The organism is Spiroplasma endosymbiont of Lasioglossum malachurum, from assembly GCF_964020065.1.
In the GTDB taxonomy this organism is placed as follows: Bacteria; Bacillota_I; Bacilli_A; order Mycoplasmatales; family VBWQ01; genus Spiroplasma_E.
This window is the reverse complement of sequence record NZ_OZ026534.1, coordinates 182659-202818: the sequence shown is the minus strand read 5'-3', so window position 1 is coordinate 202818 and position 20160 is coordinate 182659. Positions and strand designations below refer to the sequence as shown.

General features: G+C 23.7%; 21 protein-coding genes, 9 tRNA genes and 1 other RNA gene. 7 read left to right on the top strand and 24 right to left on the bottom strand.

The features are described from left to right. Positions 1 to 17: 17 nt before the first annotated feature. The 3 genes from AACK95_RS01185 to AACK95_RS01175 form a co-directional block, all read right to left on the bottom strand. Positions 18 to 641 carry a hypothetical protein gene (locus AACK95_RS01185; protein WP_338980432.1) on the bottom strand — a complete coding sequence of 208 codons (624 nt, stop codon included), beginning with the start codon at positions 639 to 641 and terminating at the stop codon, positions 18 to 20. A 121-nt stretch (positions 642 to 762) separates the two neighbouring features. Further along, positions 763 to 2064 (bottom strand): hypothetical protein, encoded by a 1302-nt coding sequence (locus AACK95_RS01180; RefSeq protein WP_338980431.1) that lies wholly within the window; start codon positions 2062 to 2064, stop codon positions 763 to 765. 211 nt (positions 2065 to 2275) lie between these two features. Further along, positions 2276 to 3226 carry an IS30 family transposase gene (locus tag AACK95_RS01175; protein WP_338980430.1) on the bottom strand — a complete coding sequence of 317 codons (951 nt, stop codon included), beginning with the start codon at positions 3224 to 3226 and terminating at the stop codon, positions 2276 to 2278. A gap of 104 nt (positions 3227 to 3330) precedes the next feature. Here AACK95_RS01175 and AACK95_RS07110 point away from each other — a divergent pair, with 104 nt between their 5' ends. After that, positions 3331 to 3729, top strand: coding sequence for an ankyrin repeat domain-containing protein (locus tag AACK95_RS07110; RefSeq protein ID WP_422397154.1), 399 nt, complete (start codon positions 3331 to 3333; stop codon positions 3727 to 3729). Between the two features lie 23 nt (positions 3730 to 3752). Here the strand turns inward: AACK95_RS07110 and AACK95_RS01170 are convergent, their stop codons facing one another. From AACK95_RS01170 to AACK95_RS01155, 4 genes are all read right to left on the bottom strand, one after another. Further along, positions 3753 to 4388: a hypothetical protein gene (locus AACK95_RS01170; protein WP_338980429.1), complete on the bottom strand. Its 636-nt coding sequence runs from the start codon at positions 4386 to 4388 to the stop codon at positions 3753 to 3755. A gap of 88 nt (positions 4389 to 4476) precedes the next feature. After that, on the bottom strand, positions 4477 to 5964 hold the full coding sequence (locus AACK95_RS01165; RefSeq protein WP_338980428.1) for a VWA domain-containing protein: 1488 nt from the start codon (positions 5962 to 5964) through the stop codon (positions 4477 to 4479). Positions 5965 to 5978: 14 nt separating this feature from the next. After that, on the bottom strand, positions 5979 to 7559 hold the full coding sequence (locus tag AACK95_RS01160; RefSeq protein WP_338957914.1) for an AAA family ATPase: 1581 nt from the start codon (positions 7557 to 7559) through the stop codon (positions 5979 to 5981). Between the two features lie 23 nt (positions 7560 to 7582). Beyond that, the gene (locus AACK95_RS01155) at positions 7583 to 8203 is read right to left on the bottom strand and encodes a hypothetical protein (RefSeq protein WP_252319172.1); all 621 of its coding nucleotides are present in this window, start codon (positions 8201 to 8203) and stop codon (positions 7583 to 7585) included. Between the two features lie 243 nt (positions 8204 to 8446). Here AACK95_RS01155 and AACK95_RS01150 point away from each other — a divergent pair, with 243 nt between their 5' ends. Beyond that, positions 8447 to 9397: an IS30 family transposase gene (locus AACK95_RS01150; RefSeq protein WP_338980427.1), complete on the top strand. Its 951-nt coding sequence runs from the start codon at positions 8447 to 8449 to the stop codon at positions 9395 to 9397. A 198-nt stretch (positions 9398 to 9595) separates the two neighbouring features. On the opposite strand, the gene AACK95_RS01145 is transcribed toward AACK95_RS01150, so the two are convergent. The 3 genes from AACK95_RS01145 to AACK95_RS01135 all read right to left on the bottom strand — a co-directional run bounded on the left by AACK95_RS01145 (position 9596) and on the right by AACK95_RS01135 (position 12551). Then, positions 9596 to 10057 (bottom strand): hypothetical protein, encoded by a 462-nt coding sequence (locus tag AACK95_RS01145; RefSeq protein WP_338957920.1) that lies wholly within the window; start codon positions 10055 to 10057, stop codon positions 9596 to 9598. 234 nt (positions 10058 to 10291) lie between these two features. Beyond that, the gene (locus AACK95_RS01140; protein WP_338980426.1) at positions 10292 to 11917 is read right to left on the bottom strand and encodes a hypothetical protein; all 1626 of its coding nucleotides are present in this window, start codon (positions 11915 to 11917) and stop codon (positions 10292 to 10294) included. A gap of 22 nt (positions 11918 to 11939) precedes the next feature. After that, on the bottom strand, positions 11940 to 12551 hold the full coding sequence (locus tag AACK95_RS01135) for a hypothetical protein (protein WP_338980425.1): 612 nt from the start codon (positions 12549 to 12551) through the stop codon (positions 11940 to 11942). A gap of 219 nt (positions 12552 to 12770) precedes the next feature. Between AACK95_RS01135 and AACK95_RS01130 the strand changes: the two genes are divergently transcribed. Then, complete coding sequence (locus AACK95_RS01130) at positions 12771 to 13721, top strand: IS30 family transposase (protein WP_338980424.1); 951 nt, start codon at positions 12771 to 12773, stop codon at positions 13719 to 13721. Positions 13722 to 14093: 372 nt separating this feature from the next. Here the strand turns inward: AACK95_RS01130 and AACK95_RS01125 are convergent. The 9 genes from AACK95_RS01125 to AACK95_RS01085 form a co-directional block, all read right to left on the bottom strand. Continuing rightward, positions 14094 to 14169: transfer RNA gene (locus AACK95_RS01125), tRNA-Asp, on the bottom strand. Between the two features lies 1 nt (position 14170). After that, positions 14171 to 14245, bottom strand: a tRNA-Met gene (locus tag AACK95_RS01120). A 21-nt stretch (positions 14246 to 14266) separates the two neighbouring features. Further along, positions 14267 to 14356: transfer RNA gene (locus AACK95_RS01115), tRNA-Ser, on the bottom strand. 13 nt (positions 14357 to 14369) lie between these two features. Continuing rightward, positions 14370 to 14446: transfer RNA gene (locus tag AACK95_RS01110), tRNA-Ile, on the bottom strand. A 7-nt stretch (positions 14447 to 14453) separates the two neighbouring features. Then, a tRNA-Met gene (locus AACK95_RS01105) sits at positions 14454 to 14530 on the bottom strand. 32 nt (positions 14531 to 14562) lie between these two features. Further along, a tRNA-Ala gene (locus AACK95_RS01100) sits at positions 14563 to 14638 on the bottom strand. Between the two features lie 11 nt (positions 14639 to 14649). Further along, positions 14650 to 14726, bottom strand: a tRNA-Pro gene (locus AACK95_RS01095). Position 14727: 1 nt separating this feature from the next. Then, positions 14728 to 14804: transfer RNA gene (locus tag AACK95_RS01090), tRNA-Arg, on the bottom strand. A gap of 107 nt (positions 14805 to 14911) precedes the next feature. Beyond that, a tRNA-Cys gene (locus AACK95_RS01085) sits at positions 14912 to 14987 on the bottom strand. 194 nt (positions 14988 to 15181) lie between these two features. Between AACK95_RS01085 and AACK95_RS01080 the strand changes: the two genes are divergently transcribed. After that, positions 15182 to 16132 (top strand): IS30 family transposase, encoded by a 951-nt coding sequence (locus AACK95_RS01080; RefSeq protein WP_338980423.1) that lies wholly within the window; start codon positions 15182 to 15184, stop codon positions 16130 to 16132. 135 nt (positions 16133 to 16267) lie between these two features. Here the strand turns inward: AACK95_RS01080 and ssrA are convergent. The 5 genes from ssrA to AACK95_RS01055 form a co-directional block, all read right to left on the bottom strand. After that, positions 16268 to 16683: a transfer-messenger RNA gene (ssrA, locus tag AACK95_RS01075) on the bottom strand. Positions 16684 to 16779: 96 nt separating this feature from the next. Beyond that, positions 16780 to 17202, bottom strand: coding sequence for a BspA family leucine-rich repeat surface protein (locus AACK95_RS01070; RefSeq protein WP_338980422.1), 423 nt, complete (start codon positions 17200 to 17202; stop codon positions 16780 to 16782). A 224-nt stretch (positions 17203 to 17426) separates the two neighbouring features. Then, the gene (locus AACK95_RS01065; protein WP_286642118.1) at positions 17427 to 17570 is read right to left on the bottom strand and encodes an MspA/MspB/MIB-like signal-anchor domain-contatining protein; all 144 of its coding nucleotides are present in this window, start codon (positions 17568 to 17570) and stop codon (positions 17427 to 17429) included. An 85-nt stretch (positions 17571 to 17655) separates the two neighbouring features. Beyond that, positions 17656 to 18099 carry a hypothetical protein gene (locus AACK95_RS01060; RefSeq protein ID WP_338980421.1) on the bottom strand — a complete coding sequence of 148 codons (444 nt, stop codon included), beginning with the start codon at positions 18097 to 18099 and terminating at the stop codon, positions 17656 to 17658. Between the two features lie 152 nt (positions 18100 to 18251). Then, positions 18252 to 18536 carry a hypothetical protein gene (locus tag AACK95_RS01055; RefSeq protein ID WP_338980420.1) on the bottom strand — a complete coding sequence of 95 codons (285 nt, stop codon included), beginning with the start codon at positions 18534 to 18536 and terminating at the stop codon, positions 18252 to 18254. Between the two features lie 170 nt (positions 18537 to 18706). On the opposite strand from AACK95_RS01055, the gene AACK95_RS01050 reads away from it, so the two are divergent. The 3 genes from AACK95_RS01050 to secG all read left to right on the top strand — a co-directional run bounded on the left by AACK95_RS01050 (position 18707) and on the right by secG (position 20117). After that, positions 18707 to 19489, top strand: a complete 783-nt coding sequence (locus tag AACK95_RS01050; RefSeq protein ID WP_338980419.1) for a hypothetical protein — start codon at positions 18707 to 18709, stop codon at positions 19487 to 19489. Between the two features lie 23 nt (positions 19490 to 19512). After that, entirely contained in the window at positions 19513 to 19683 is a 171-nt protein-coding gene (locus AACK95_RS01045; RefSeq protein ID WP_286642093.1) for a hypothetical protein, read from the top strand. Positions 19684 to 19853: 170 nt separating this feature from the next. Beyond that, positions 19854 to 20117, top strand: coding sequence for a preprotein translocase subunit SecG (gene secG / locus AACK95_RS01040; RefSeq protein ID WP_174480339.1), 264 nt, complete (start codon positions 19854 to 19856; stop codon positions 20115 to 20117). The last annotated feature ends 43 nt before the right edge of the window (positions 20118 to 20160 follow it).

The following is a 20160-nucleotide window of genomic DNA, read 5'->3' as shown; positions in this document are numbered from 1 at the left end:
GCACTTACCTTTACAATTTAGCATAAATCAGTAGACCCATTTTCTTTAGCAATATTTGCTTGTAAAAATATATTATTACCAATAATATTTAATGATTCACTTCTTTGAAATTCATGATCACTACACACATCATTTACTAAACTTTTGACAATCTCACATAATTTTTTACAAGTATCTAATATCAATTTATATTTTTCTTTACCTTTTCATTTTTCAATTAATGATTCACAATTTTCGATAAATTTATCCTGTCATTCTTTAAACTCTTCGGAATTAATTGTCTTAGTTAAATCACCATCACAATAATAAGTTAATATTTCTTTTCAAACATTACGTCATACTTTTCTCATATTATTATGAGGAGTTTTAACTTTCAATTTTTTAATCAAAAAATCAAAATCTTGAATTTTATTTCTTCTTCAACAATTTAATAATGCAGTAATAATTGGAATTACTAATTGTTTATTATTTATTTTTTCTATTATTTCTTGTTTTTTATTTTCAAGATCTTCTAATCTAGTTATACGTTCTTTTTCTAATTCTTGTAAAACATTAAAATACTCTTGATATTCTCTTATTGCTTGTGAATATATTATTAATTTAATTATTACTTCTCATTTGTTTATAAGTTTAATATCCATTTTTATCATTCTTTCCATTAGTTCAAATATATCTCTATAACCCACTATTTAATCCGATAATTTATTTATATTTTATAAAAATTCAATATCTATAATTTTAATAATTTATTTTATTAATAACTTATGTTACAACTGTTTGTTTAGGAGAATGAAAATTAATATTCATATCAATATTAATACTTTCACCAAAACTATCACTTCACTCACTAATGCCGCTTTCAGAAACAAGACATGTATCAGAATCTAATTGAGATGATAAATCATTATCATCATTAATAACTTTAATTTCGTATTTTTTTTGAAGTTCAATATTTTTTAAAACATCTTTAAATAAAGTTACTGCAAAATTACTAATTAACTCTATTTTTAAACTATTAAATTCAAGATTTTTAATTACTTTTTCACATGTAGTAATAAATTCGACTTTTCACACTTCATATTCAGAAAATTTTAAATTTTTAGATTTGTTTTGTTCTAAATAAAATGCTAATAGTTTAGCAGATAAATCCAATTCTGCTTTTTTAAGTGTTGACTGATCTAGTGATTTAGTATAAAGATCTTTAAATTTTTTTAAAAAAAATTCTTTTTCTGCAATCTTTTCACCTAATTTAATTTCTCAATTTTTGTTACTTTTCTTTAACTGTCTACATTTTCAAATCTTATAAAATCATATGTTTTTTATTTTTTGTAGCTTCATATTGTTTTTTTCTATTTTATCTGTAATAACTTTTATTTTTAAATTAATTTCTTTTAGAACTGATTCTTGATTATCTTTTAGATTGTTATATTGTTCATTAACTAATTTATGATTGGCAAACGCTACTTGAAAACTTAATATTTCTTTACTATTAATTGTTTCATAAATAAATTTTTCCATTAAATTTTTTACTTTTATAACTTCCAATTCATGTTTGTTTTGAAAAGTTTCATCACGAAATACATCTAAAAATAAAGTTTGTACTGTATTAGTTATTATTTTAATATTTTCTAAATCAAATCCTTGTAATTCATTCATTTTTATATTAGCAAATTCAATAAATATCTTTTTTCATTGTTCATATTCATAAAAATATAATCTTTTACCATTTAAAGAATTATCATCAAAATATAAGGATAATATTTTCCAATAAATATTATGTTCAGCAAATCGTAATTTTTTTTCTGCTAAACTTCTTTTTATTTTTAAAAATTGAATATTTTTTGACAAAAATCATTTTTTTATTTTATTTTTTAAATTTAATTGTCTATTATTGTTTGAATTTATAAAAGCATTATATCTATCTAAACAACTATAATATTGTTTTAAAATTTCATTTAAATCATTAAAAGATTTATTATATTTTTTCATTTGTTCATCTTTTTTTGCTTCTTTAATAAATTGTTCTACTTTTTCTTCATTAAATAAAAAATCTAACTCTGACACTTAAATCTCTCCTTAACATATTTAATTTGTTTTTAATTAATATTGTTTGCTAATGAATTATATAAAAATAATAAAAAGCCACACTAATAAATTTAATTTATTAACAGGCTTAATTTTACAAATATATAATTTCTAATAATAATACACCAATTATAATCATTTGTAAAGGGAAAATTATTATTAAAATGCTAAATTGTAAAGGTAAGTGCAACTAAATTATTTTTCTATCCAAATATTCGATTGGTGAAAGATAATTTAATATTTTTCTCGGTCTTTGATTTAAAGACAATATAAATTTATGAACTTCATTTTTATTAGTTTTTGAAAAAATAAATTTTTTAGGAAATTTTTCTCTAATTAAACCATTAGTATTTTCATTAGTACCTCTTTGTCAAGGTGAATATGGATTGGCAAAATAAATTTTTACATTTAAATTTTTTTCAAGTTGTTGTCAATTTGAAAATTCTTTGCCACGATCAAAAGTAATAGTTTTAACAATGTTTTTAGGAAGAATTGATAAATAATAACTGACATTTTTATTAATAACTTTAGTAGTTCTGTTTTTAACTAATATTGCTAAAGTAAATCGTGATACTCTTTCAACTAAAGTTATTAAACATGATTTGCTTTTGCCTCTTGATGATACTATAGTATCTCCTTCTCAATGACCAAGTGTTATACGATCATTAACATCTATATCTCGTTCTTTAATTGATTTACCATTAAACTTGCCACGATTTTCTTTAGATTTTCGTTTTTTACCTTTTCTTCTTAAATTTTTACTAGTAACTTTATCAAGCATTCCAAAATAAATTCAAGTATAAATTGTTTTAAAACTAATAACTCACTCTTTATGAAAATTTTTAATTCTGCCATAAATTTGTTCAGGTGATCAACCTAATAGTAATTTTTGTTGTACATATTTTACTAAATTCTTATTTTTAAACTTATGAAAACTAATATGTGATTGTTTTCGATTTTCAGCTTTATTTTGTGCAATTAATGAAAAATAATGATTATTATCTTTATTTCTATTAATTTCTCGAATAATAGTACTAATACTTCGATTAAGATTTTTAGCTATTTCACTAATTTTAAATTTAAATTTCAATTGATTCTCAATATAAATCCTTTCATCTATGCCAAGATGTTTATAACTCATATAAAAACTCCTTACTTTTTTCTAAACTAAATTTAGCATTATGAAATTTTTATATGAGAATTTTTTGCAATTTTATTTACTTGCACTTACAAGTATAATTCAGCATTAAATTTTTAGTTGAAAACGATGCCGATGTTAACCATATAATTAATTATAATAAAGAAAGTACTTTAACACGAGCTGCTCAAAATAATCACTTAGATGTTATTAAATTTTTAGTAGAAAATAACGCTGATATTAATCATACAAATCAAAATGGTAAAACTGCCTTAATTCTAATTGCTGATAATAATAATATAGAGGGAGTTAAGTTTCTAATAGAAAATGGTGCTAAAATTGAATGTATAGATAATTTTTGAGAATCAATAAATAAAGTGAATCTAGAAGTGAAAGAATATTTGCAATCATGAATTTTAAACTCAAGTAAAAATGAAATAAATTCACCTAACTATAGTAATCAACCAACAACAAATATCAAAAAACAAAGTTTGCTAATGATCTAATTAAAAATCTAAAATAACTTTTATTATTTCTTACCTTTAATATTTCTAACTTCTTTTAATTGTTTTTTTAACATTTTTAATTGTAATTGTAAATCTTCATATGATGGTAAATCATCACTTTTAATTTCTTCTTTTTTGTTTTTACTATAATCATTACTTTTTTTTGATAACTGTGGAGGATTAAATCATAAATTTTTTAAGCCATATCAAAAAATAGTAAGTAAACTTAAACCAATACCTGCTCAAGGAATTGTTCATAAATCTTTAAAAGGAATAGTTTGAAAATTTCTAATATTAAAGTAATTAAAAAGTACTAATACAAAAAGTATCAATACTAAGGTTATTAATAACATGTGTATAGCAAAAACTGATCTTGAAAAAGGTTTTTTAATAAAAATTAATGGTATTAAATAAGTTAAATTAAAAATCAATAATGTTTCAAAAGTATATAAAGAAACTATACTATCACTAGTCATTAATTGTTTATAAAAACTACTAGTAATTGGTTCTTTATTAACGATTAAAGCAATAATAATAGCAATATTGTTTTTTAATGGAACACCTCAATTAAATAATGGAAAAATTGATAAACTAATTGTTACTGTTAAAACACTAATAATAACTAATGTTTTGCTTAAAATTAAATTATTTTTTTTCATATTATCCATCTCTCATTATCAGTTTACTTTTTCACTCTAATAATATTTTATCATTATTAAAGCAAAAAAATAACTATCAAAATTAAGATTAAGATTTATTTTTAGTTTTAACTAAATTTAATGCAATTTTTCGCGCAGCAAATGGATCGCGAGGATCATAATGTCAATAATTAGTAAAATATTTTTTAAAATTATTAGACAATGTTGAAGAAGCAATATTAATAGCATGAAAGCGATTAGCTTTTGCTTTTAGTTGCAACATTAAATTAATATTATTTTTAGTAATATTAGCAGATAAAAAATCAGAAACTACCAATAAGTCTGCATTATGATATGTTTTAGATTGCATAATTGTTAAAGCGTGACTAATAGCTGGATTAATATTAGTATGTCCTTTAAAACTATGACCTAAAAAATGAATTAGATTGGGAATTGATGAAACTAAATTAGATAAATCATAAGTTTCAAATTTACCAGAAAAATTGATCATATAGCATGGTCTTTTTTCTTGTAAAGCAATTTTACTAATAGCAAGCGCAATTGATTTTGCAATAATTTCTGGACTATGACTCATCGATTTAGATGTATCAATGCATAAGATAAAAGGGCCTTCACTTTCGGGAATTGGTACTTCTACAACTTCTTCAACAAGATGTTCAGTGGCAACTAAATCCATTGATTCAAACTCTGTAATTGCTAACTTTTCTTCAACAAATTTTTTATAAAAAATAGCATTTAACTCTGGAATAGCAAGATTAACTAATTCTAATGGTAATAAATGTTCTAAATCTTTACCCTCGGTAATTCCTACTATTTCTTCAGGCCATTTTCCTAATGGCTTTAATTGATATTCAATTTGTACTTTTTGATGAACCTGCTTTTCTGTTAAATCCGAAATTCCTTTTCAACGACCAAGTAGTCTAGCAATTTCAATAATAGATGGATTCTTATTTAAAATTTCACCATATTGTATAATAGTATTTAAATTAATTTTTTTAAAATCATTTAAATCTCCTTCTCAAAATCGTCCAAAAAAATTTCAAGCAAAACCAACAATATGTCTTACTTCATTAATAATTTTAATATTATTACTTCACATTGTTAAATATTTTTGACGCATTTGCATAGTTTCAAATAATTTATAATTTACAATTCTTTGAACAATTAAACTTTCTCAATGTCTTATAAAATTATCAAAAGTTAATTTACTATTAAGTTTACGATCCTTAAATTTTTCTTGAAAATAATGAAAATAATTAATCATTGGTGAATCAAGAATTTTTGCCCTAGTGTAAATTTCTTGTCAATTATTTTTTAATCTATCAATACCATTAATCATAACTCAGAAATATAATCGTAATTCTCTTTTAATGATGGGACTAATAACAATATTTTTACTTTTTTCTAAAACTTCATTTAAATAAAAATGACTAATTTGTTGATCAAATTCTGGAGCTAATCAAGCAAAATTTTTTTTAAATCAAGTAAAACTACTCAAATTTGTTTCTGATAAAGACATTTTTTTCAATTTAGTTTCTAAAATTTGTGAAACATGGGATTCAATTAATTGTTCCATAATAATCACCTATCTTAATTAATATCAGAATTATTATTATTAGTATCATTAACATTTGAAATAGTTATTGGTGAATCTTCAGTTAGTGATTCTGATGAAAGAGTCGTTTCGGTTTCTGCTTCTGGTATTTGTGAAATTTTATCAAAAAATGCCATTTCTAATAGTGATTTAAATTGTTCATCAAAAAATATAGAATCGGTTTTACTTAAACGATGATATTCTTGTTCAAAATGTACTTTTAATTCATTAATTTGTTGCTTTAAATCTTTCATTTGACTATTAATATTTCCAAATTGTGATTTACTATCAGTATTAGTTAATTCAACTTGAATTATAGAATTATTTGTAATATTTATTAATTCACTAGAATTCTTTAATTGCAACTCAAACTTCTGATTACCTTCCATTTTACTTAAACTTTTACCATAAAATAATTGAATATTATGACTCTTTTTATTACGTCGTAATAATAACTGAAAATCCTTTCTACTAATAAAACAAATTGGAAACTCATCACTATGTCATAATAAACGATAATATATGCCTTTAATTTGTTCAGAAAATGGATTGGAGTAAATAGATGGTTGATTTTGACTATCTTTAATGTTTTCGGCATTATTACTTAATGTTTCCAACTCACTTTCCAGTTCAATCTGATTTTGTTTCAATGTGTAAGTTAAATCTTCACAATATGCTTCATTGAAAAGTTTTGTATACTCTTTTTCTTGATCTTCATTATCTCAAATACAGTAAGGAATAATCAATAAATCAGGCTTATCAGTAGTTGTTCTACCATTATAATAAGCTGAAGCTTTTATTAATTTAGCAATTTTTTTTCATCTTCGATCAGAAATGTAAGCTTTACCATTAGTTGCTTCTGTTAAAATTTTACGAAAACGAGAAATAAAATTTAATGTTTCTTTGCTTAAAGTAACAGTAGTTTCCAATTCTTTTAATCACTTTTCATATTCAGAAGTTTTAATTTGTAATTCAAGTGGAACTTTTACTTCTAAACTAGTAATACTTTCTAACATATCATTAAAATTTTCTTCATTAGTTAAACCATAAACTATCATTCTAATAATAAAACGATCAAATAAAGCTTCTAAACCTTTACCACTTTCTGGTAACTCATTGGAAGCTGAAATTAATAGTTTTAATGGTACTTTGATATCAACACCACCATTACGAAAGATTTTTTCATTAATAATAGTTAGTAATGTATTTTGAATTGAAGGGCCTGCTTTTCAAATTTCATCCAAAAAAGCAATATCAACAGCAGGCAAATATTGATCAATAATTCTTACATAGTTACCTTTTAATAAATCTTTGATTGAGATTGGTCCAAAAATTTCTTCTGGAGTAGAAAAACGATTCATTAAATATTCAAAATTTCGCCCATCATGGAGCGCATATTTAATTCGTCGTGAAATTAATGATTTAGCAATTCCTGGTAATCCTAATAAAAATATTGATTCTCCTGATAATAACGCCAAAATAGCAAGTTTAAAAACAGTTTCTTTTTCATAAACATCAGCGCTAATTACTTTAATTAATTGTTCAATTCGCTTAGAAAGTAAACTATCTGTACTCATTTATATTCTCCTTTACTTATTATTTATTCGACACTTAATTCTCTTCTTACATCATCACTTTTAACAATTAATAAACAAGCAGCAATTAATCATAAAACAGTTATTAGTAAAACAATAATCATAAATATTGGAACTTCTGCAGAAACAGTTTCATTTACTAATCCATTAACCACTAACAAAATTGTACAAAATACTTCTAAAACTATAAAATAAGCAATTGCTAAAATAATATAAACAATTGATCATCCAAACATAGCACTAGCAGTGCGACCAATCGCTACTGGTAAATAAAATATAAAATTAAATCCCAGAGTTATAATTAAAAATATATAAATTATATAAGTTGGGTTCATGTTACTACCTTTATTACTCAAAATTTGATTAACCAAATTGTTAGCTAAAAAATAAGAAAAAATTAAATGAAAACAAGAAACTGTAAGTAACAAAATACGAGCAATATTTTCCATTTTTGAACTTCAATACATTCTTTTAAATTTAATACTATCACTTAATAACGGATTATAAGTAGTAAAACGTTGTTCTTCAATATCTTTAAATGATGGATTATCATTATTTGGTTTGATAATACTATTATCAACATTTGACAATGGAGTATTTTTTAAGTCATCTTTTTTTTCTTCCATATATCTAACACCCCTTATTTTTTATTTATATTATAACTTATTTTAGGTATTAAAACTTAATAATAGTATCTGATATAAATAAAAATTATAAGTGTTTAATTTTACAAAATTATCAAATTTAAATTTATTTTTTTAAAATGCTGAATTATACTTGTAAGTGCAAGTAAATAAAATTGCAAAAAATTCTCATATAAAAATTTCATAATGCTAAATTTAGTTTAGAAAAAAGTAAGCAGTTTTTATATGAGTTATAAACATCTTGGCATAGATGAAAGGATTTATATTGAGAATCAATTGAAATTTAAATTTAAAATTAGTGAAATAGCTAAAAATCTTAATCGAAGTATTAGTACTATTATTCGAGAAATTAATAGAAATAAAGATAATAATCATTATTTTTCATTAATTGCACAAAATAAAGCTGAAAATCGAAAACAATCACATATTAGTTTTCATAAGTTTAAAAATAAGAATTTAGTAAAATATGTACAACAAAAATTACTATTAGGTTGATCACCTGAACAAATTTATGGCAGAATTAAAAATTTTCATAAAGAGTGAGTTATTAGTTTTAAAACAATTTATACTTGAATTTATTTTGGAATGCTTGATAAAGTTACTAGTAAAAATTTAAGAAGAAAAGGTAAAAAACGAAAATCTAAAGAAAATTGTGGCAAGTTTAATGGTAAATCAATTAAAGAACGAGATATAAATGTTAATGATCGTATAACACTTGGTCATTGAGAAGGAGATACTATAGTATCATCAAGAAGCAAAAGCAAATCATGTTTAATAACTTTAGTTGAAAGAGTATCACGATTTACTTTAGCAATATTAGTTAAAAACAGAACTACTAAAGTTATTAATAAAAATGTCAGTTATTATTTATCAATTCTTCCTAAAAACATTGTTAAAACTATTACTTTTGATCGTGGCAAAGAATTTTCAAATTGACAACAACTTGAAAAAAATTTAGATGTAAAAATTTATTTTGCCAATCCATATTCACCTTGACAAAGAGGTACTAATGAAAATACTAATGGTTTAATTAGAGAAAAATTTCCTAAAAAATTTATTTTTTCAAAAACTAATAAAAATGAAGTTCATAAATTTATATTGTCTTTAAATCAAAGACCGAGAAAAATATTAAATTATCTTTCACCAATCGAATATTTGGATAGAAAAATAATTTAGTTGCACTTACCTTTACAATTTAGCAAAATTAAAAACAAAAAAATAATTATTTAACTTTGACCATCCAAATTTAAATAATTATTAAAAATATTTTTTAAATAAATAAGAAATTATAAATCATTATAAATCATTATATAAAATAAAACATTTTGTTGATTCACTAAAAATAATACTTAATATATTTTAAAAACAAAATACCTAATGAACATAATAACTGTTAATTATTTCACATTTTTGGATTGCATCTCAAAAATTATTATTTTTTATTTTTACTTTTAAACCAATAATTAAAAAAGTTAATGCAATAGTAAAAAATCCAAAAATTGGAGTTAAAATTATACAAAAAATAACTCCAATTTGTAATTGAACTCAATCATAATAACCATCATAATTATGAACTACTGATGAACATATATTTTCTGCAGAATGATTTAAAATATAATTTACACTCATATAATTTAATAAACTAAATCCATTTGTTATTTCTATTGTTATTTCTATAATAAGTCTTTTTTCTTTATATAATTTAAGATGTTCAAAAAAACTTTTATTAAAATTAGAAAAACCAATTAACATTAAACCAATTACCATAATTAAAATAGTTAAAATAAATAAAAATAAGGTTACTAATTTTAATTTTTTATATTTTTGCAATATCATTTATAATTTTCCTTTCAAAATAAAAACCCATTTGCTTTTATCTCAACAAACAATGGGTTAAAAACTACTATATTATTTATATTTTTTATACACAAGAATAATAACAAATTTATATTAATTTTACAATTAATAACCTATATAATTAAAACTATTTTATATAAGTAGTATGAATATTAAATTATAGTTATCAAAATTTAACCCATTTTCATAAAATCAATACTTATTTTTAAGTATTTAAATTCACTTTACTTTAAAAGTAAAATTAAAACTATGGGGCTTGGGAACATAGTCACTGCTTATCAAATCTTTTCCAATATGAAATCTAATTTTTTTAATATCATTAGTCTTAATAATATCAGTTGCCTTTAATGATAAATTATTACCATCAATATCTAAAAAAGTAAAAGCACTTAACTCATTAATTTGCACCTTTAAAGCTTTAACAAAATATCCTTTAAAAGTAGCAAGTGATTTAATAACAAAATTTCAATTAATATTTGGATCAACCGTCGAATCAGGATAATCTAATAAGAAAAAAGTAGAATTATTTTTTGCAAATTGATACATTTCTTGTCAATATTTATTTTCTAAAAAAGTTTCTAAATCACCAATATTAATATAATCATTAACATTAATATTTTCAATACTATTATTTATTGAATTTGAAAAGCCAAAATAATAACTCAATTCCTTATATTTAAAATGATTACCACTATTATCACTAGTCAATAATACATGTGGAGGACTATATTTTATTAATGATTCATCACTATCTACTGCTTCTTGTACCATACTAAAAGGAACAAAATCAATAGGATTAACTTTAAGATAATCAATAACCTCTTCAATACTTGTTGGTTTTAAATCAATGAAATCATAAACAACATTTGGATTAGAAACATATGTTATATAAAAAGGTTTTAATGGAAAATTTGAAGAATATGAATAAAGATTAACATATTCTTTGGAACTATTCACAGCATTACCAACATAATTTAATTCGGGATTATGAACTAGTTCGAAATATGGTTTAATAGTAGCTACATCATTAAAATCAATATCTGCTAAAGGAATTGTTGATATTATTGGATAAAGATGAGTATCACTAGCAAATTCTTCTTTATAATCATTAATAAATTTATTAATTTCATCTTCGATTGTTTTATAAATAACAGTATTATCAATTTTATCCGCATAATAAAAATTAGTTGGTAAATAACCATGTGTTCATTGTTCTTGCAAATAATCACTACCATTTGGAAATTTTCCTGAAACATGTTTACTAAATTTTCCTTCAAATTGATTAAACATCATAAATTTTTCATAAAATTTAGCAGTATTTTTAATTAATGCAATTACTGGTATTTTAAATTCAATAAATGAAGATTGTAACTTTAATTTTAAATCAAATTTAGTAACACCATCAGTTTTAATTAAACTCTTATCTAATTCATCATTACTATTGGGTTTATAAAAAGTGAAATCATAATTAGTAATATTAGTTGGAAAAAAACTATCTCATCAAGATTCTTTTATTAATAAATCAAAAACTTGTTTTTTTGATTCTTCTTCAAAAAATGGCAAACGTAAATTTTTATTACTACTATCAATTGGAACATCATTCATATCAACAATAATTGATTCTTCTGGAATATTTTGTTTAAAATCACCAATATTAAAAGCACTCTGCATAGCAAGAGCAATAAAAAAAGTGCTAATTGCTAAACAAATTATCATAATTAAAGAAATAGTTATTGTCAGAAAAGTTTTTTTTACTTTTACTGGTTCTACTTTACCAGTAACGTATTTAGTAATATTATTTAGTTTTCTTCAATCATCATTATCTTTCTTTTTAGCCATATATTATTCACCTAAATTTCCATTATCTAAAACTTAATTCATACATTTTAATAATACTTTTAATTAAATATTTTTTATTTTCAATAGTATTTAATCATCAATGCAAAATAGCAATTCATCATAATAAGAGTGCTATAACCGCGAAAATCAATACTGTGATTCGATAAGGACTGTCACTATAAGAAAACATAAAAAAACTAATACCAATAATTATTAAATTAACAATAGAACCAAATATTAAAAAAAATAAACAACTTAAACCAATACCTCTAATAGTTTTAGATAAAAAAACGGGTAAAATCATAATTAAAATTATAAAAGCAAATAAAACAGTAATTAACATTGCTACTACTTTTAATATTGCACTTTGAAAAACTGGTGCTGATGGTATACCAGGAAGATTAGCAACCAATTGACCAAAACCAATGCCATTAAAAAAAATCAAGCCAATTCAAAAAATTTGAATAGTTAAAATAAATATTCGCGAAAAACCATCACCAAGACTAGTAAAGTAAACTCTTGTTAAATTTAAATCTAATAATGAAGGTAAAGGAGTTTCCTTTAATTTCTTTAACTCTTTTTGACCAATAAGATTACTTGTAGTTAAAAATTGTTTATCTAATGATTTATCCATATCTTTCACCCATCCTATAAAATAATTATAATGCATTTTATTTAAAAACTATATAGTTAACTTATATCCGAATTTTAAATATATAAAATAATCAAATTATTATTTTAAAATAAATGCTGAATTATACTTGTAAGTGCAAGTAAATAAAATTGCAAAAAATTCTCATATAAAAATTTCATAATGCTAAATTTAGTTTAGAAAAAAGTAAGGAGTTTTTATATGAGTTATAAACATCTTGGCATAGATGAAAGGATTTATATTGAGAATCAATTGAAATTTAAATTTAAAATTAGTGAAATAGCTAAAAATCTTAATCGAAGTATTAGTACTATTATTCGAGAAATTAATAGAAATAAAGATAATAATCATTATTTTTCATTAATTGCACAAAATAAAGCTGAAAATCGAAAACAATCACATATTAGTTTTCATAAGTTTAAAAATAAGAATTTAGTAAAATATGTACAACAAAAATTACTATTAGGTTGATCACCTGAACAAATTTATGGCAGAATTAAAAATTTTCATAAAGAGTGAGTTATTAGTTTTAAAACAATTTATACTTGAATTTATTTTGGAATGCTTGATAAAGTTACTAGTAAAAATTTAAGAAGAAAAGGTAAAAAACGAAAATCTAAAGAAAATCGTGGCAAGTTTAATGGTAAATCAATTAAAGAACGAGATATAAATGTTAATGATCGTATAACACTTGGTCATTGAGAAGGAGATACTATAGTATCATCAAGAGGCAAAAGCAAATCATGTTTAATAACTTTAGTTGAAAGAGTATCACGATTTACTTTAGCAATATTAGTTAAAAACAGAACTACTAAAGTTATTAATAAAAATGTCAGTTATTATTTATCAATTCTTCCTAAAAACATTGTTAAAACTATTACTTTTGATCGTGGCAAAGAATTTTCAAATTGACAACAACTTGAAAAAAATTTAGATGTAAAAATTTATTTTGCCAATCCATATTCACCTTGACAAAGAGGTACTAATGAAAATACTAATGGTTTAATTAGAGAAAAATTTCCTAAAAAATTTATTTTTTCAAAAACTAATAAAAATGAAGTTCATAAATTTATATTGTCTTTAAATCAAAGACCGAGAAAAATATTAAATTATCTTTCACCAATCAAATATTTGGATAGAAAAATAATTTAGTTGCACTTACCTTTACAATTTAGCATATAAAAAATTTAATGATAATATATTTTTTAAAATTGGTTCATTGATACCATTTTCTAATGTTAATGCATTATTCACTGGTATCAATGTCTCAACATTATTGCTAATTACGATACTTGAAGATGAGTTATTAAAAATTAAAAACTATTATTTAATAATAGTTAAATTTAAATAAAATTATATTTATTATTTAAACTATACGTGTATTTTAATATTCTTAATTTACTTAATCAATCAAAAACTTTCTTCCATAATAAGTAAAATAATTATTCATTATACCAATAAAAAAAAGAGTAAGACCTTTTACTTACTCTCTAAATTAATACTGCTTATGTTTTATTTTCTAAATGGCGGTCTTGACGGGGATCGAACCCGCGATCTCCTCCGTGACAGGGAGGCGTATTAACCACTTTACCACAAGACCGTGGTTGCGGAGACTGGATTTGAACCAATGATCTTCGGATTATGAGCCCGACGGGATACCACTTCCCCACTCCGCGATGTATAAAATTTAATAATAATGGAGGAGGCTGAGGGATTCGAACCCTCGAGCACTTGCGCACTGACAGTTTTCAAGACTGTTCCCTTCAACCGGACTTGGGTAAGCCTCCGAGTATTTAAGTATGGTGGACCCTATCGGATTCGAACCAATGCTCGCCCGGTTATGAGCCGGGAGCTTTAACCAACTAAGCTAAGGGTCCTAGACTATGGTAGCGGGGATGGGACTCAAACCCATGGCCTCTCGGGTATGAACCGAACGCTCTAATCAACTGAGCTACCTCGCCAGTTTTAGTTTAAATGTTTAACCGATATATAATGGTGGACCCTATCGGGATCGAACCGACCACCTCCTGCGTGCAAGGCAGGCGCTCTACCAAATGAGCTAAGGGCCCTTATTTAATAATGGTCGGGAAGACAGGATTCGAACCTGCGACCTCTCGGTCCCAAACCGAGCGCTCTACCAAGCTGAGCCACATCCCGATGGTGCGCCTGGCAGGACTTGAACCCACAACCTTTTGATCCGTAGTCAAACGATCTATCCAATTGATCTACAGGCGCATTTAATTACTAAAATTTATAGTAACTCATTAAATCATTAAACCTAATCAATTATAACTTATTAAAAGTAATATTTACAAGTATATTTGCAAATATTATTAATATTTTGGAGGAGCCGATCGGATTCGAACCGACGATCAAAGTTTTGCAGACTTATGCCTTAAACCACTTGGCCACGGCTCCAAATATAATTAAAAAAATTTAAAGACTTTTCAATATTACCAAGACTAGTTACTATTTGCAACTTGTTTTACAATATTATTCATAAAATATGCTGAATTATACTTGTAAGTGCAAATAAATAAAATTGCAAAAAATTCTCATATAAAAATTTCATAATGCTAAATTTAGTTTAGAAAAAAGTAAGGAGTTTTTATATGAGTTATAAACATCTTGGCATAGATGAAAGGATTTATATTGAGAATCAATTGAAATTTAAATTTAAAATTAGTGAAATAGCTAAAAATCTTAATCGAAGTATTAGTACTATTATTCGAGAAATTAATAGAAATAAAGATAATAATCATTATTTTTCATTAATTGCACAAAATAAAGCTGAAAATCGAAAACAATCACATATTAATTTTCATAAATTTAAAAATAAGAATTTAGTAAAATATGTACAACAAAAATTACTATTAGGTTGATCACCTGAACAAATTTATGGCAGAATTAAAAATTTTCATAAACAATGAGTTATTAGTTTTAAAACAATTTATACTTGAATTTATTTTGGAATGCTTGATAAAGTTACTAGTAAAAATTTAAGAAGAAAAGGTAAAAAACGAAAATCTAAAGAAAATCGTGGCAAGTTTAATGGTAAATCAATTAAAGAACGAGATATAAATGTTAATGATCGTATAACACTTGGTCATTGAGAAGGAGATACTATAGTATCATCACGAGGTAAAAGCAAATCATGTTTAATAACTTTAGTTGAAAGAGTATCACGATTTACTTTAACAATATTAGTTAAAAACAGAACTACTAAAGTTATTAATAAAAATGTCAGTTATTATTTATCAATTCTTCCTAAAAACATTGTTAAAACTATTACTTTTGATCGTGGCAAAGAATTTTCAAATTGACAACAACTTGAAAAAAATTTAGATGTAAAAATTTATTTTGCCAATCCATATTCACCTTGACAAAGAGGTACTAATGAAAATACTAATGGTTTAATTAGAGAAAAATTTCCTAAAAAATTTATTTTTTCAAAAACTAATAAAAATGAAGTTCATAAATTTATATTGTCTTTAAATCAAAGACCGAGAAAAATATTAAATTATCTTTCACCAATCGAATATTTGGATAGAAAAATAATTTAGTTGCACTTACCTTTACAATTTAGCATATTTAAATATTTTTTTATTATTTATTTCACTAATTAAAATTTTATAAAGGTATTTATAATTAATTATTAAATTAAATAATAAAAAAAGCACAATTGTGCATTTAATTTATGGTGGAGATGGCGGGGATCGAACCCGCGTCCAAAAGTTAACTGACTAACTGTATCTACAGTTTAGTATAATTTAGAAAAATCACTATTTAATAATAAATTATACGAAATTATGAATAGCTAGTTAATGGAAATTCGAAAAAATTTATTAACATCATTTTTTCTAGTTTATCCTATGATACGTTACTAATAATAATAAACTTGTTATTAGTAACGGTAGTATTTACTTCTTAAGTAATTAAGCAGGTAAAACTGCTTGATTTCCTAAACCAAATCCAAAGTTGTTTAACTTTGTTGTGAATCAGTTAGGTACTACGGTTTTAGTTTGTTTTCCGGTTATGAAACCTCGTAGTATTATGGTCTACCAAACCACTGCCACAATTAGTTGTTCACTCCTGTCGAAACCAGAACATCCCCGCTAATATTATACATTATTTTCTACTATAAAGCAATTTTTGGTTTTCTTAAAAATTACTAATAATTCTTTCAAACTTTCATCATAAATTATAAAATCTAAAAATTAAAATTTGGCAATTTATCAATGCTATTACTAATTCAAGAATTAATGGCAAAATTATCATGAATTATTACTTTTGAAACATTTCATTGTGATAAATTTTGATCAAACGTTATTGCACCGGCAAACATAGAATGCATAGTTATTACATTTGAAACATCTCAACCCGAAATATCTTGATTAAATTTTCTTGCACCAGCAAACATACCATGCATATCTGTCACTTTATTTACATTTCAACTTGAAATATTTTGATCAAAAGCATGTGCATTAAAAAACATACCTCTCATAATTTTTACTTTTTCTACTCTTCAAACTGAAATATTCTGATCAAATGATGAAGCACTTTGAAACATCTGTTTTGTACTTGTTATTTCTGATGGTAACTGATCTGGCACTTTTTGAATTGTTTTTGGCATTTTAACAGCTTGAATTTCTCCAATTTTATTTTCATAAAATCCAATTTGAACAATTTCAATAGTTTTTATATCTGATAAGTCTATTTTACTAGTTGTTTGCTCTTCTCCATTACTATCAACGTAAATTGTATCTTGTTGTTGTATTATTGTATATTTATAACGATTTGATTGTCTATTTGAATTTGGTGGTTTAGGTAATAAAATCTTTGGATTAGATTGTGATTTTATTTTTTTTCTTTTTCATTTTCTTCCTCGTTTTTTGCTTCTATATCAGAAGTATACAAAATACCAGCAGTGGCTCCACCAACTAAAGTAGTACCACCAACAATTGCAGTAATAATTTTCTTTTTTTTACTTTTTTCAGACATAAAAAAACCTCTCTTAAATTCTTATTTTTTTATAATGGCATGACCATATTTTATATAATTTTATGTAGTAAAGTATTTAATATACTTAAATTTTATTTCAATTGTGATTTGTTAAAACATGATGCTTTTCTGTCACTCAATAATTTGAAGAAAATAACGTAATAAATATTAAACTAATAACAGTTAATAACGCAATAATATTACCAATATAAAACATTATTTCATTATTTAAAGTAATTAAATTATAATTAATAAAACTATCGAGTAAATCAACACTACAAGTTAAAATAGCTATACATGATGCATAAATTCCTGTGATAGGCATTAATTGTCGATAATTTCAATCTAAAACCAAACTATATATAACAAAACTGCAAATGCCAAAAGCAATATTGGATAAAATTTGTGAAATCAAAACTGCGTAAATATTAATAGTTACTAAACTAATCATAATACTTACTATATAGATTCCAAAACCAAAATATAAAGCAATATTAGCACTGAAAAAATAATATAATCATCATCCCAATAAAAAAACACCAATTACTTGTGGCAAAGTAGTAAATAAAGTTTTATAAACATGCCATCTTTGATCAATATTACTTATTTTATAATTAAAAAATTGAGAATTTATTAAATAATAAATTAAATAAATAGTTAATCCAAAGATAATTAAAATTATTATTTTTCATTGAGAAAAAGTTTTAATTTTTTTAAAACTATTTCATCATGCATACCCATATTTTTTGGATCTTCTCGCAAAAGAAAAGACATGAAAAAAGTCAAAATGAAAAAACACAAAGCAGCAATAATAAAATAACTGATTTTTGAAATTGTAATAGTTGAAATATTAAGCGTAAGCATATTAATTGGTATAATAATTAAACTTGCCAATAATCCCGGAACAATAAGTATAGTAAAAGTTAAAAAAGCATGTGATTTTACAAAATATTGTTCATTGAACATTAATTTTTCGTCCAAACAGTATAATATTTACAGAAAATTTGAATATTATTTATGATTGTGATTTTAGTGTTACTTTTACTACACTTGAAGATATATCAAATTATAAACCAAGTAATTTGCAGACCACTACAACAACAACCCCTTCACCTTCAGCAGGTGGAAGCGCTGTTTTGCCATCAACATCTGAACAATCTTTTAACATTGGAACTAGTTCTAGAAATAGAAATCAACACAGTAATCAAAGTACAGGCTCTAGAACAAATCAGAAACCAAAGTGTGATATTTTAAAAACACAAATTATTGATCAAAAATTATTAGATATTTATTACACCACATCTACAGAAAGTAAAAATAATGTAAGAAAAAAACTAACAGAAATTTATGGACAACATTTTACTGATGCTAGTTGAACACAATTTGAAAAAATTGTTGAATTGCATAAATATGGAATCGTTTTTATAACACCTAATAAAAATGAATATTTATTAAAAGGTCTAGCCACTACCACAACTATGAGTATTCCACCTGCATATAAAGTTGTTAAATGAATAAGTTCTCCACAAGCTACAACAGTAGTTGAAACAGAAGAAGCAGTGCCTTTATTAGAGGTTGGTGAAGAAGGTGCGATTGCTATTGGCGAAGAGGTTGGTGAAGAAGGTGCATCTGTTATGATTGAAGGAGGGCCTATTGGATGAGTTGTGGGTGGAGTAATTATAGTTGGTGGAATAGCATATTTAGTGTATAATTGATCGCATGCTCATAATGCTGATATCAATTCCCATAATCAATATAATAAAATAGAAAAATATTACATACCTTTAGACAATAAAACTCCACAATATACAGAATCAAGTAAAATTAAATTAGGTATTAGTAATGATATGTGAATAAAATTAGCAGAAATTTATCAAGATAATAAAGATGACTATCAACTTTTTGAAAAAAAATTTTAAGTGAAATTACTAAATTTCCACAATTGATAGGAACCTTAGCAAATAGTTTAAGTGATAGTAATTTAAAAACTTTGGTTAAAGTTATGTATAATAATTTTTCAGAAATAAACATTTTTTATATGATGACCAATCAACATGGATGAAAGATTGTAACAAATGCTGTTGGAAATTACTTAGAAATTGAACCAGAATAAAGTTAATAAATTTTCCTATAAAAGAATTATAAAACATAACATATTAGGCTTATTTCATAATTAAAATTTTAATTTTGGAATAAGTCATAATAATAATTATGAAAATTTTTTTATTTTTAGTAAAATTAAGTGTAAAATTAATAATATTATAAAGAAGTGGAAGTGACAAAATGAGTCAAAACATTATTTTTGCTTTTGAAATTATTGCCTTAATTATCGCTATATTATTAGTAATTTTAGGTTTATTACAAGGTAAAAAAAATCATAATGGACTTGGTGCTTTAAGTGGGGGTAATCAAGAATTATTTGCTAGTACTAAAGAACGTGGTTGAAGTAAGTTATTTTCTATTGCCACTTTAGTATTAGGTATATCGTTATTTACTATGGCAATAATAGTAAGAATTCTTATTAATACTATTGGAGTTATAAATTAATGATAATTATTTTATAAAAAGGCACACTAAAATGTGCCTTTTT